The sequence below is a fragment of the Gordonia sp. VNK21 genome (assembly GCF_046098115.1).
In the GTDB taxonomy this organism is placed as follows: domain Bacteria; phylum Actinomycetota; class Actinomycetes; order Mycobacteriales; family Mycobacteriaceae; genus Gordonia.
The window spans coordinates 23,327-36,422 of record NZ_JBJURU010000009.1 but is presented as its reverse complement, the minus strand read 5'-3'; the positions used below and the strand labels follow the sequence as shown (position 1 = coordinate 36,422).

The following is a 13,096-nucleotide window of genomic DNA, read 5'->3' as shown; positions in this document are numbered from 1 at the left end:
GACGGCCGGGCAGAGGCTTATGGAGGATGATCGGTGAAGTTTCGCAAGTTCGTGATGGTGGGTGTGACCGCTGCGGCCGTGGCCGCGACCGCCGCGTGTGGCGGTGGCGACGACGACTCGGGGCTGCCCGAGGTGACGACCTCGTCGTCGGCCTCGACCGCCGCCGACGACGGCCTGGACGCGCAGCTGACCAATGCGTCCAAGCGGCCGAGCGTCGAGGTGCTCAACGAGATGCTGCAGAAGGCGCTCAACCCCAAGATCCCGGCTGCGGACAAGACCAACCTGGTCGAGGGCTCCGAGGTGGACCCGGACCTGTTCGATCAGCTGGTCACGGTCGCCGAGGACAACCCGGACGTGACCTACGAGATCAAGCGCCCGGTGATCAGCGACGGCCCGCGCAAGGCCAAGGTCAAGGTGGAGGTGAAGCTGCCGGACAACCCGCCGACCAAGGTCGACGCCGCAATCGTCTACGACAACGGCCGCTGGAAGCTCGCCAAGTCCACCGTGTGCCCGCTGCTGAGCTCCGGCGACGTGAAGTCCCCGCTGTGCGCGGACGAGACCACCGGCTCGTCGAAGAAGACCACGTCCAAGAAGTCGTCGAAGACCTCGTCGGCGAACTGACCGCTCCGCGGTCCCGCAACGCAGCGATCCTCCCGTCCGGCCGCGCCGGCGGGAGGATCGTCGTCTCTGCGGGGCGGGCGCACCCGCAGATCAGGAAGCCGTCTTCCAGGACATGGTGAAGCCGGTGCGCTGCAGGATCGGCCGGCCCGGATCGGCGCCCACCAGTTCCCGGGCGCCGGCCATCGTCAGCTCACCGCCGGTGGGCAGCAGCCGGCCCAGATCCACCGTCAGCGTCCCCGAGCCCGCATTCGCGAACCGGCTGACCTGCAGGGTCTCGGTGGATCCGGGGATCCGGAAGGTCGAATCGGCGGGGCTCTCGTCCACCTTCACCTCCAGCGTGAGCACCCGGCCGGTCCAGCGCTTGAGCACCACGTCGATCGTCTGGGCCACCGTGATGGCCGACGAGACGGTGCGGGTGGCCCGCCAGTGCGCGCCCAGGCCGACCGCGGTGGTCGGCAGCGGCACCGCGTGGGTGAAGGCGTTGACCAGCGACTGTTCGACGGCGCGCTGGGCCGGCGCCTCCGAACCGTCGGCCGGCAGGATGCGCAGGCTGGTCGGATTGAGGCCGTCCCGGTAGGTCACCCCGCTGCGGGTGCCGTCCATGGCCGGCAGCCCCGGCTGCAGAGCCTCGTCCGGAGACTGCGGGCTGCCCAGCGTCATCTCCAGGTCGTCGGTGTTCTCGCAGCCGGCCCGCGCCGTCAGCGGCACGGTCAGCGATTCGACGGTGTTCTGCACGCCGCCGTTCTCCGGATCGGCCTGCTCCTGGTCGCTGCCCGGGGCCACGGAGACCTCGGTGCTCTCGGTGCTCAGCTGTACCTGCTGCGGGCTCTGGAGGTCCGGCTCGGGCGCCGGCACCCGCCGCTCGCCGTCGCCCGGCGCGAGCACCGTCACCGCGGCCGGCGAGATGCTGATCGGACGGACACCCGCGGCGGCCGAGGTGCTGGTGCGGGCGCACCCGCCGTCGTCGTCGGCCGGGGTGTTTTCGCCGCCGGACGAGCACGCCCCGAGGGTCAGTGCGGCGGTCACGGCGACGGACAGCGGGACCAGGCCGCGGAACCGGCCGGAGCGGGAGGAGGACATCACGCCCATCACCCTAGTGCGGGGCGGTCGCGGCACCGGCAGGCGCCGTGCGGAACAATCGACGGTATGACTGAACCCGCGCCGCCCGCATCGGGCGCCCGCGCCTCGTCCTCCCGCACCCTGCTCGTCGTGCTCGCGGTCACCGCGCTGGCCGCCTATCTGCTGGACCTGCTGACCAAGACGCTGGCGGTGGACTACCTGGATCCGGCCGATCCGGTGCAGATCATCGGTGACACGGTCACGCTGACGCTGATCCGCAACAGCGGGGCGGCGTTCTCCATGGCGACCGGCTACACCTGGATCCTCACCTTCGTGGCCCTGGCGGTGGTGGCCGTGATCATCCGGTACAGCCGCCGGCTCGGCTCGCTCGGCTGGGTGATCGGACTGGGGCTGGTGCTCGGCGGGGCGCTGGGCAATCTGACCGACCGGATCTTCCGCGAACCCGGCCCGCTGCGCGGGCACGTCGTCGACTTCGTCTCGGTGGGCTGGTGGCCGGTGTTCAACGTCGCCGACTCGGCGGTGGTCTGCGGCGCCGTACTGCTGGTGGTGCTCACCCTGCTCGGCTACGACTACGACGGCAGCCGATCGGGCTGGGCGGCCCGGCACGAGCCCGGATTCAGCGACGACGACCAGCCGGCCGGAGGCCCAGACGCAGGGGAGCAGGGAACCGGAGAGCAGGGAACTGGAGAGCAGGGAACTGGAGAGCAGGGAACTGGGGAGCAGCGATGAGCCGCGAATCACGATCGATGCCGGTGCCCGACGGGCTCGACGGACTGCGGGTGGACGCCGCGGTGTCCCGGCTGCTCGGACTGTCCCGCACGGTGGTGGCCGGCCTGGCCGACGCCGGCGACATCACCGTCGACGGTGTGCCCGTGGGCAAGTCGCACAAACTGGCGGCCGGCCGCTGGCTGGACGTGACCCTGCCCGAACCGGTCCGGCCGCTGCGCGTCGAGCCCACCCCGGTCGAGGACCTCGACGTGCTCTATCACGACTCGGACATCATCGTCGTCGACAAGCCGCCGGGAGTGGCCGCACATCCCTCGCAGGGCTGGACCGGCCCGACCGTGGTCGGTGCGCTGGCCGCGGCGGGTTTCCGGATCGCCACCTCGGGGGCGGCCGAGCGGCAGGGCATCGTCTCGCGGCTGGACGTGGGCACCTCGGGAGCGATGGTGCTCGCGGCGTCCGAACACGCGTACAGCGTGCTCAAGCGGGCGTTCAAGGAGCGCACCGTCGACAAGGTCTATCACGCGGTGGTCCAGGGACACCTGGATCCGCCGGAGGGCACCATCGATGCGCCGATCGGCCGGCATCCGGGCTCGGACTGGCGCTTCGCGGTGACCAGCAACGGCAAGGAGTCGGTGACGCACTACGAGACCCTGGAGATGTTCGCCGCAGCCAGCCTGCTCGACATCGACCTGGAAACCGGTCGCACACACCAGATCCGGGTGCACTTCTCGGCGCTGCACCACCCGTGCGTCGGCGATCCGACCTACGGCGCCGACCCGAAACTCGCCACCCGGCTGGGCCTGGACCGGCAGTGGCTGCACGCCCGATCGCTCTCCTTCGCCCACCCCGCGGACGGCCGGCGTGTGGAATTCACCGCACCCTATCCCGCCGATCTGGAGCATGCGTTGGCGGTTCTCCGGGAGCCGTGACGCCTCATCCGTCACAGGCGGGCGAGCCGCGCCGGTACTGTCGGAGGGGCCGCCTAGAGTGGGGGTCGTTCCCGCAGTTTCCATCAGCCGCGATGCATCAGGAGCCGCCGAGTGTCCGGGTCGTTCGTCCACCTGCACAACCACACCGAGTACTCGATGCTCGACGGCGCCGCGAAGGTCGCGCCGTTGTTCGCCGAGGCGCAGCGGCTGGGCATGTCGGCGATCGGGATGACCGACCACGGCAACATGTTCGGTGCCAGCGAGTTCTACAACACGGCGATCAAGCACGACATCAAACCGATCATCGGCATCGAGGCCTACGTCGCCCCGGAGTCGCGGTTCAACACCAAACGCGTGCTGTGGGGCAGCCGCGACCAGAAGAGCGACGACGTCTCCGGCTCGGGTGCGTACACGCACATGACCATGGTCGCCGAGAACGCGACCGGTCTGCGGAACCTGTTCAAACTGTCCTCGCTGGCCTCGATCGAGGGGCAGCTGGGCAAGTGGTCGCGTATGGACGCCGAGATCATCGCCGAGCACGCCGAGGGCATCATCGCCACCACCGGCTGTCCGTCCGGCGAGGTGCAGACCCGGCTGCGGCTCGGACACGACCGTGAGGCCCTCGAGGCCGCCGCCAAGTGGCAGGACATCTTCGGCAAGGACAACTTCTACCTCGAGCTCATGGAGCACGGTCTCGAGATCGAGCAGCGCGTCCGCGGCGGCCTGCTCGAGATCGGCCGCAAACTCGGCATCAAACCGCTGGTCACCAACGACTGCCACTACGTGACCCGCGAGCACGCCTCCGCCCACGAGGCGCTGCTGTGCGTGCAGACCGGCAAGACCCTCTCCGATCCGACCCGCTTCAAGTTCGACGGCGACGGCTACTACCTCAAATCGGCCGACGAGATGCGCGCGCTCTGGGACGACGTGGTGCCCGGGGCCTGTGATGCGACGCTGGAGATCGGCGAGCGGGTGCAGTCCTACTCCGAGGTCTTCACCCACCGCGACCGGATGCCGGTCTTCCCGGTGCCCGACGGCCACACCCAGGAGTCGTGGCTGCGCCGCGAGGTGCTCGCCGGACTGGACCGCCGGTTCGAGGGCGGCCCGGTCCCGGCGGACTACGCCGAGCGCGCCGACTACGAGCTCACGGTGATCAACCAGATGGGCTTCCCGGCCTACTTCCTGGTGGTCGGCGACCTGATCGCCCACGCCCTCGAGGTGGGGATCCGGGTCGGGCCCGGCCGAGGCAGCGCCGCCGGCTCACTGGTGGCCTGGGCGCTGGGCATCACCAACATCGATCCGATCCCGCACGGTCTGCTGTTCGAGCGGTTCCTCAACCCCGAACGCGTGTCGATGCCCGATATCGACATCGACTTCGACGACCGCCGCCGCGGCGAGATGATCACCTACGCCAGCGAGAAGTGGGGCAGCGACAAGGTCGCCCAGGTGATCACCTTCGGCACCATCAAGACCAAGGCCGCGCTCAAGGACTCGGCCCGCGTCCAGTTCGGCCAGCCCGGCTTCGCCATCGCCGACCGCATCGCCAAGGCGCTGCCGCCGCCGGTCGCGGCCAAAGACATCACCGTCGCCGGCATCACCGATCCGTCCAACGAGCGCTACGGCGAGGCCGCCGAGGTGCGGACCCTGATCGAGACCGACCCGGACGTCAAACGCATCTACGACACCGCGCTCGGCCTCGAGGGCCTGATCCGCAACGCCGGCGTGCACGCCTGCGCGGTGATCATGTCCTGTGAGCCGCTCACCGATGCCATCCCGGTGTGGAAGCGCGCCCAGGACGGCGCGATCATCACCGGCTGGGACTATCCCTCCTGCGAGGCCATCGGCCTGCTGAAGATGGACTTCCTGGGTCTGCGCAACCTCACCGTGATCGGTGATGCCCTGGACAACATCAAGGCCAACCGGGGCATCGACCTGGACCTGGACAAACTGCCGCTCGACGATGCCAAGACCTACGAACTACTCGCCCGCGGCGACACCCTCGGCGTGTTCCAGCTCGACGGTGCGGGCATGCGCGAACTGCTCAAGATGATGCAGCCCACCGGTTTCGAGGACATCGTCGCCGTGCTGGCGCTGTACCGTCCGGGCCCGATGGACGTCGGTGCGCACACCGACTACGCCAAACGCAAGAACGGGCTCCAGGAGGTCAAGCCGATCCACCCGGAGCTCGAGGAGCCGCTCAAGGAGATCCTCGCCGAGACCTACGGCCTGATCGTCTACCAAGAGCAGATCATGCAGCTCTCGCAGAAGGTGGCCGGCTATTCGCTCGGCGAAGCCGACCTGCTGCGCCGAGCGATGGGTAAGAAGAAGAAGGAGATCCTCGACGAGAACTTCGCCAAGTTCGAGGCGGGGATGCAGGGCAACGGCTTCTCCAAACAGGCCATCAAGGCGCTCTGGGACACGGTGCTGCCGTTCGCCGGCTACGCGTTCAACAAGTCGCACGCGGCCGGCTACGGCCTGGTCTCGTACTGGACCGCCTATCTCAAGGCGAACTACCCGGCCGAGTACATGGCCGGCCTGCTCACCTCGGTCAGCGACGACAAGGACAAGTCCGCGATCTACCTGGCGGACTGCCGCAAGATGGGTATCACGGTGCTGCCGCCGGACGTGAACGCCTCGCGCGCCGATTTCGCGGCCGTCGGCGACGACATCCGGTTCGGCATGGCCGCCATCCGCAACGTGGGCAGCGGCGTGGTCGCCTCGATCATCGCCTCCCGCGAGGAGAAGGGCGCCTTCACCACGTTCTCGGACTATCTGGCCAAGATCGACGTGACCGCTTGCAATAAGAAGGTCACCGAGTCGCTGATCAAGGCCGGCGGCTTCGACTCGCTCGAGCATCCCCGCAAGGGCCTGTTCCTGGTGCACGCCGACGCCGTCGACTCGGTGCTGAGCACCAAGAAGGCCGAGGCGATCGGCCAGTTCGACCTGTTCGGCGATGCCGGCGGCGACGACTCGCTCGGCGAGGTCTTCGCGGTCAAGGTGCCCGACGAAGAGTGGGACTCCAAGCACAAGCTGGCGCTCGAACGGGACATGCTGGGCCTGTACGTGTCCGGTCACCCGCTGGCCGGCATCGAGCACGCGCTGTCGGCGCAGACAGACACCGCGATCTCTGCGCTGCTCGAGGATCAGGTCAAAGACGGCGCACAGATCACCATCGGCGGCATCATCAGCTCGGTCACCCGGCGGGTGAACAAGAAGGGTGAGCCGTGGGCGGCGGTGACCATCGAGGACATGGTCGGCGGGGTGGAGGTCTATTTCTTCCCGCGGGCCTTCTCCGTGTACGGCATGGACCTGACGGTCGACAACATCGTGCTGGTCAAGGCGCGGGTGAACAAGCGCGACGATTCGACGATGATCAGCGCCAACGATCTGGCGGTGCCGGACCTGTCTGCGGCCGGCGCGAGCAAACCGCTGAGCCTCACGCTCACCGCCCGCGCCTGCACCCCGGCCAAGGTGACCGCCCTCAAACAGGTGCTGAGCCGCCATCCGGGCACCTCGGATGTGCACGTCACGCTGGTGAGTGAGCGCAATCAGACCCAGCTGCGGCTCACCGAGGCGCTACGGGTCACTCCGTCGTCGGCGCTGATGGGCGACCTGAAGGCGCTGCTGGGACCGAGCTGCCTGGCCGGCTGAGCATTTTGTTTCGGACAGCCGAAACTTTCCCTGCGGTTGTGGTTATACTGGTGTCATGACCACCCTCAACGAGCCGGCGACCGCACTGCCCGCGGCGACGGTCTTCGGTGTCGACTGGCCGCTGCACAAGCTGCACGCACTCGTCGTGGCCGTCCTGGTGGTTCCGCTCGTGCTGGCCCTCGGCGGCTCCGGTTCCCTGGCCGCATGGCTCGCGGGTGCGGCGATGGTCGTCGTCTGGTGGGGCGAGCGCAGCCTCGCAGCCCGTCGGTGCGACCATAGAAACCGTGAGCGCGACATCCGATACTGACCGGCCCGCCGTCGAACCCGTCGATCCCGGACTGACCGTCGCGGCCATCGAAGAGGCCGCCCGGCGGCTCGACGGCGTGGTGGCGCGGACCCCGTTGGAGAAGACGCCGCGGCTCTCGCAGAACACCGGCGCCGCCGTCCACCTCAAGCGCGAGGACCTGCAGACGGTGCGGTCCTACAAGATCCGCGGCGCCTACAACGTGATGGCGCAGCTCACCCCCGCCGAACGCGAGGCCGGGGTGGTGGCCGCGAGCGCCGGGAACCACGCGCAGGGCGTGGCCTTCGCCTGCGCCACGATGGGGGTGCACGGCCGCATCTACGTCCCGACCACCACCCCCAAGCAGAAGCGCGATCGCATCCGCTGGCACGGCAAGGACTTCGTCGAGCTGATCGCCGTGGGGGAGACCTACGACGCGGCGGCCTCGGCGGCCCAGTCCGACGTGCTGCGCACCGGCGCCACCTGGATCCACGCCTTCGACGATCCGCGCACCGCGGCCGGACAGGGCACCATCGGCCTGGAGATCGTCGACCAGCTCGGCCGGGTCCCGGACGTGGTGGTCCTGCCGGTGGGCGGCGGCGGCTGCCTGGCCGGCATCGTCACCTACCTGCGGGCCCTCGACCCGAACGTGTCCATCGTCGCCGTCGAGCCGCGCGGGGCGGTGAGCCTGGCGGCCGCGCTGGTGGCCGGTGAACCCCACACCCTCGACGAGGTGGATCCGTTCGTCGACGGCGCTTCGGTCAAACGCATCGGGAGCCTCGGGCACTCGGTGATGGCGGCCGCCGGTGCGGTGGTCGTGGACCACCCGGTACTGGCGAGCATCCCGGGCACCCCGGCGGTGCCGGTGATCGGTCGGCGGGAGGCCCGGGTGGAGCCGGGCGGAGTGCTGGTGACCCATGTCGACGAGGGCGCGATCTGCTCGACGATGCTCGAGCTGTACCAGAACGAGGGCATCATCGCCGAGCCGGCCGGGGCGCTGGCGGCCACCGTGCTCGCCGAGCTGGCCCTGCCGCCCGACGCCGATGTGGTGGCGCTGGTCTCCGGCGGCAACAACGACGTCTCGCGCTACGGCGAGATCATCGAACGCTCACTCGTCCACCGCGGACTCAAGCACTACTTCCTGGTGAACTTCCCGCAGGAGCCCGGTGCGCTGCGTCGTTTCCTCGACGAGGTCCTCGGCCCGGACGACGACATCACCCTCTTCGAATACGTCAAGCGCAACAACCGCGAGACCGGGGCCGCACTGGTGGGCATCGAGCTCGGCGACCCGGCATCGCTGCCCGGCCTGCAGGACCGCATGGCGCGCTCCCGGCTTCAGGTCGAACGCCTCGAACCGGGCACTCCGGCATACCGCTACCTCACCTGAACGAACGACACCGTTCGCGACACGCTGACGCGACACGCCGTACGACGCGCCCGGGCGCTACCCGTCGGTAATTAGCACCTCGGTCCGCTTGATCCGCCGGATACGGCCCCACCTGCATCAGCCGTCAGACGCCCGGGTCACAGCTCCGCAAACTAGTGATGGCGAACACATCTGTGTCGCAGTGTTCTGTATATTGCTAGCCACGGTCGCCCGCGAGGCGGCCTGCGCGGGGCCGGAACACCGTTCCGCAAAAGCGTCGACGAGCGTGAAGGCAGGGGAGTGAGCGCAGACACCGCAAGTGCCGTTCCGGCTCCCCGCCGCTGGTCCGCATCCGGACCGGGAAAGTGGTTCAACGACCACATCGTCAAGTCCTTCGAAACCTTCGGTCGTCAGCTGGCGATGTTCGTCGAGGTCTTCAAGGCGCTGTTCACCGACATCGTCAAGCGGCAGTTCCCGTTCAAGGAATTCGTCCGGCAGTGCGCGTTCATGTCGTCGACGTCGGTCTTCCCGACGCTGCTGGTGGCCATCCCGATCGGGGTCATCGTCTCGATCCAGGTGTCCAACATCGCCGGCCAGATCGGTGCCACCTCGTTCTCCGGTGCGGCCACCGGCCTGGGCGTGATCCGGTAGGGCGCCCCGCTGGTCACCTCGCTGCTGCTGGCCGGCGCCGTCGGCTCGGCGATCGCCGCCGACCTCGGCTCGCGCACCATCCGCGACGAGATCGACGCGATGAAGGTGATGGGCGTGAACCCGGTGCAGCGGCTGATCTCGCCGCGGCTGCTGGCCACCATGGTCGTCAGCTTCCTGCTCTGCGGCTTCGTCTGCTTCGTCGGCTTCATCACCGGCTACCTGTTCAACGTCTACTTCCAGGGCGGAACACCGGGCAGCTACACCGGCACCTTCGCCTCCTTCGCCGGCACCTCCGACCTGATCTTCGCTCTGATCAAGGCCGTCATCTTCGGCTCGATCGTGGCGATCGTCGCCTGCGACCGCGGACTGCAGACCAGCGGTGGTCCGGCCGGGGTGGCCAACTCGGTGAACGCGGCCGTGGTGAACTCGGTGCTGCTGCTGTTCACGGTCAACGTGGTCCTCACGCAGATCTTCGCCCTCGTCGTCCCGGCGAAGGTGGTGTGACGTGACGGCATCGCGGTACACCGCGCCGGCCCTGCGCCCCTTCGGCTGGCTCAAGAAGCTGTGGGAGTACCCGCGCGACGGCCTCGTCGCCATGGGGCACCTGATCACCTTCCTGGTGAAGTCGATCGGTCTGGCGCCCATCACCTTCCGGCACTACCAGAAGGAAGTGTGGCGACTGCTCTCGGACGTGGCCTGGGGCAACGGCGCGCTGGTCGTGGGCGGCGGCACCGTGGGCGTCATGGTGATCCTGGGCATCATGGGCGGCGCCACCGTCGGTATCGAGGGCTACACCGCCCTGAACCTGCTCGGCATGTCGCCGGTCACCGGTGCGCTGTCGGCGTTCGCCACCACCCGCGAGATCGCCCCGCTGCTCGCCGCCACCGCCTTCACCGCCCAGTCCGGCTGCCGGTTCACCGCACAGCTGGGCTCGATGCGGATCAGTGAGGAGATCGACGCCCTCGAATCCATCGCGATCCGGCCGCTGCCGTACCTGGTGACCACCCGGATGGCCGCCGCGGTGCTGTCGATCATCCCGCTGTACGCCATCTCGCTGGCCGCCAACTACCTGGCCGCCCAGCTGATGTTCCAGCTGCAGAGCGGTCAGGGCACGGGCACCTACCTGCACTACTTCCAGCAGTTCATCCTGTCCCAGGACGTGGTCTGGTCCTTCCTCAAGGTGATCGTCTTCGTCCTGCTGACCACGTTCATCCAGTGCTACTACGGGTACTTCGCCTCGGGCGGGCCGGAGGGCGTCGGGATCGCCGCCGGTCACGCGATCCGGTTGTCGATCATCACCATCGTCTTCGCGAACCTGATCATGACCCTGGTCTTCTGGGGCACCACCGCCGGCATCAGGATCTCGGGGTAGGCGGGCACCATGGTGAGAATCGATGTGGGCGGCCGCGATCCGTCGATCCGCGACTACGTCCTGCGCGGACTGGCCTTCCTGGCCGTCGCCGTGGTGGTGCTGGTGCTGCTGATGATGCGCTACGAGGGCAAATTCGACAGCTACACCACGGTCACCGCCGAACTCAACGACGTGGGCGACGGCCTCATCTCGGGTGCCGACGTCCGCTACAACGGGCTGATCGTCGGCAGCGTCGCCTCGGTGTCGGTGCCCGAGGGCAGTTCGGGTGCGGACGCGCTCAAGAAGGTCGACATCGAACTCGACGAGAATCAGTCCTCGGGCATTCCGGCCAACGTGACCGCCCGGACCGTGCCCTCGAACCTGTTCGGTGTGAACTCGGTGCAGCTGCTGCTGGCCGAGGGCGTCACCGCCAGCGGCGATCACCTGACCTCCGGCGACACCGTGCGGGCCGACACCTCCGAGCCGACCGTGCGGCTGCAGGACGCCCAGAACGACCTGCGCAAACTCCTGCAGGCCGTGCCGGCCGAGGACCTGGGCATGGTGCTCACCACCATCGCCGACGCCCTGCAGGGCGGTGGCGACGTCTTCAACACCTTCGTCGGCGTGCTCGACGACTACTGGAAGAACCTCAACGCGCAGTTCCCGGCGGGCGCGCCGTCCGGCTTCGAGAACTTCAACCGCTCGGTCAGCGGACTGGCCTCGTCGGCTCCCGAACTGCTCGACGCACTCGGCAAGTCGGTGGTCCCGGCGATCACCGTCGCCGAGAAGGAACAGGACCTGACCGCCCTGCTGGCCGGCGGCCAGGGACTGCTCGACACCACCCAGACGCTGTTCGCCCGCAACGGGGACGCCGGCAAGCGGGTGGTGACCGATCTGAACACCTCCCTCGGCGCGCTGGTCTACGAGCCCGACGCCATGCCGCAGGCCGTGGAGCAGCTGTACGTGCTGGCCGGCCGCGTGCTCGGGGTGTTCACCGGCGTCAACGGTCACGTCCAGCTCAACATCGGCGTCAGCTTCGGCGCCTTCGAGCGCTACAGCCGACTGAACTGCCCGGTGTACAACGGCGGCAAGTACGGCACTCTGCGCGGGCCGGGCTGTGTGGGCCCGGGCACCGGCACCGGTCCCACCAGTTCCGGGCCGCTGCGGGTGTACCCGCAGGACATGCAGCGCCGCACCGTCGCCGGCACGGTGACCACCAAACAGGACGACGAGACCCTCGGCGCGGCCCTCGGCCGTAGGCCCGGCGCCGCAGACACGCTGATGCTCGGACCGCTGGTCTCCGGCGCCGCCCCGACGAAGAAGGGAGGCCGGTGATGAGCAGCAGTGCCGAAGCGAGTATCCGCAAGCCGTTGCTGGGTTTCAGCATCTTCGCCGTGGTCGCCCTGCTGCTGACCTACCTGATCTGGTCGACCCTCGAGCGGACCATCGACGGCCCCACCGGCGATTTCACCACCACCTTCAACGATGCCTCCGGACTGTCGGTGGGCGACGACGTGCGAATGGCGGGCGTGCGGGTGGGCCGCGTGCAGTCCATCGACCTCGACGGCGACACCGCCAAGGTGAGCTTCAGCGTGCTCAACGATCAGCCGGTCTACGACAACACCCGTGCGGCCATCCGCTACCAGAATCTGATCGGGCAGCGCTATCTGGCGCTGAGCCTCGACGGTCAGGTGCCCGGCACCAAGCTCTCGAAGGGCGCCAAGCTGGATCTGCCCGGCGAGGACTCGTTCGACGTGACCCGGCTGCTCGCCGGCTTCCAGCCGGTCTTCGACACCCTCACCCCGGAACAGGTCAACGGACTCTCCGAGTCGCTGGTCAAGACCTTCCAGGGCGACCAGGTGGCGCTCACCCAGACGGTGGCGCAGGTGGGGCAGCTCGCCGAGGACATGGCCGACCGGGACCAGGTGCTCGGCGAGATCATCAACGGGCTGTCGTCGGTGATGCGGGAGATGGCCTCCCAGGGCGATCAGATCAGCACCCTGCTGACCTCGGCATCGGCGCTGGTGGAGAACCTGAACGGGAACTCGCAGGCCTTCGGGCGCTCGGTGGACCTGATCGGGCAGACCGCCGAGGGCTTCGGCGACGTGCTCACGCAGAGCCGCAGCCAGCTGCGGTCGGCCGGCACCTACGCCCGTACCGCCACCGACAAACTGATCCGGATCGGCGGAAAGCTCGACAAGGGTGCCGACCTGCTGCCGGAGTTCTTCGTGCACTTCCCGATGGTGATGAGCCAGGGTGCGTATCTGAACATCTATCTCTGCGACCTCGACATCGCCATCGGCGACGTTCTGCTGCCGCCGGGACTGATCAACAAGATCGGTGGAGAGAACCATTCGGTGGTGTGCCGATGAGCGAGAAGCCGATGACTGAGAAGCAGAGTTCCGCTGAAACCGGGGCGGCCGCAGCGAAGGGGGCCG

10 protein-coding genes and 1 pseudogene are annotated in these 13,096 nt (G+C 68.5%); 10 read left to right on the top strand and 1 reads right to left on the bottom strand.

Features of this window, described 5'->3' with window-relative positions; translation table 11 throughout:
• The first annotated feature begins 33 nt into the window (after positions 1-33).
• Positions 34-621 carry a hypothetical protein gene (locus ACJMNC_RS11130; protein WP_408948021.1) on the top strand — a complete coding sequence of 196 codons (588 nt, stop codon included), beginning with the start codon at positions 34-36 and terminating at the stop codon, positions 619-621.
• Between the two features lie 90 nt (positions 622-711).
• Here ACJMNC_RS11130 and ACJMNC_RS11125 read toward each other — a convergent pair whose 3' ends face one another.
• Entirely contained in the window at positions 712-1,704 is a 993-nt protein-coding gene (locus ACJMNC_RS11125) for a hypothetical protein (protein WP_408948020.1), read from the bottom strand.
• 63 nt (positions 1,705-1,767) lie between these two features.
• On the opposite strand from ACJMNC_RS11125, the gene lspA reads away from it, so the two are divergent.
• The 9 genes and pseudogenes from lspA (at position 1,768) to ACJMNC_RS11080 (ending at position 13,030) form a co-directional block, all read left to right on the top strand.
• Entirely contained in the window at positions 1,768-2,430 is a 663-nt protein-coding gene (gene lspA, locus ACJMNC_RS11120; RefSeq protein WP_408948019.1) for a signal peptidase II, read from the top strand.
• Positions 2,427-3,356, top strand: a complete 930-nt coding sequence (locus ACJMNC_RS11115; RefSeq protein WP_408948018.1) for an RluA family pseudouridine synthase — start codon at positions 2,427-2,429, stop codon at positions 3,354-3,356. The genes lspA and ACJMNC_RS11115 overlap by 4 nt, the downstream gene beginning before the upstream one ends.
• A gap of 111 nt (positions 3,357-3,467) precedes the next feature.
• Positions 3,468-7,007 (top strand): DNA polymerase III subunit alpha, encoded by a 3,540-nt coding sequence (gene dnaE, locus ACJMNC_RS11110; RefSeq protein ID WP_408948017.1) that lies wholly within the window; start codon positions 3,468-3,470, stop codon positions 7,005-7,007.
• 55 nt (positions 7,008-7,062) lie between these two features.
• Positions 7,063-7,314, top strand: a complete 252-nt coding sequence (locus ACJMNC_RS11105; RefSeq protein WP_408948016.1) for a hypothetical protein — start codon at positions 7,063-7,065, stop codon at positions 7,312-7,314.
• Positions 7,292-8,677 carry a threonine ammonia-lyase IlvA gene (ilvA, locus tag ACJMNC_RS11100; RefSeq protein ID WP_408948015.1) on the top strand — a complete coding sequence of 462 codons (1,386 nt, stop codon included), beginning with the start codon at positions 7,292-7,294 and terminating at the stop codon, positions 8,675-8,677. The genes ACJMNC_RS11105 and ilvA overlap by 23 nt, the downstream gene beginning before the upstream one ends.
• Positions 8,678-8,956: 279 nt before the next feature.
• Positions 8,957-9,811 (top strand): annotated as a pseudogene (locus ACJMNC_RS11095) (MlaE family ABC transporter permease).
• Between the two features lies 1 nt (position 9,812).
• Positions 9,813-10,679 (top strand): ABC transporter permease, encoded by an 867-nt coding sequence (locus ACJMNC_RS11090; RefSeq protein ID WP_408948014.1) that lies wholly within the window; start codon positions 9,813-9,815, stop codon positions 10,677-10,679.
• 12 nt (positions 10,680-10,691) lie between these two features.
• On the top strand, positions 10,692-11,993 hold the full coding sequence (locus tag ACJMNC_RS11085; protein ID WP_408948174.1) for an MlaD family protein: 1,302 nt from the start codon (positions 10,692-10,694) through the stop codon (positions 11,991-11,993).
• A complete protein-coding gene (locus tag ACJMNC_RS11080; protein ID WP_408948013.1) occupies positions 11,993-13,030 on the top strand; it encodes an MCE family protein in 1,038 nt (345 codons plus the stop codon). The genes ACJMNC_RS11085 and ACJMNC_RS11080 overlap by 1 nt, the downstream gene beginning before the upstream one ends.
• Positions 13,031-13,096: the final 66 nt, after the last annotated feature.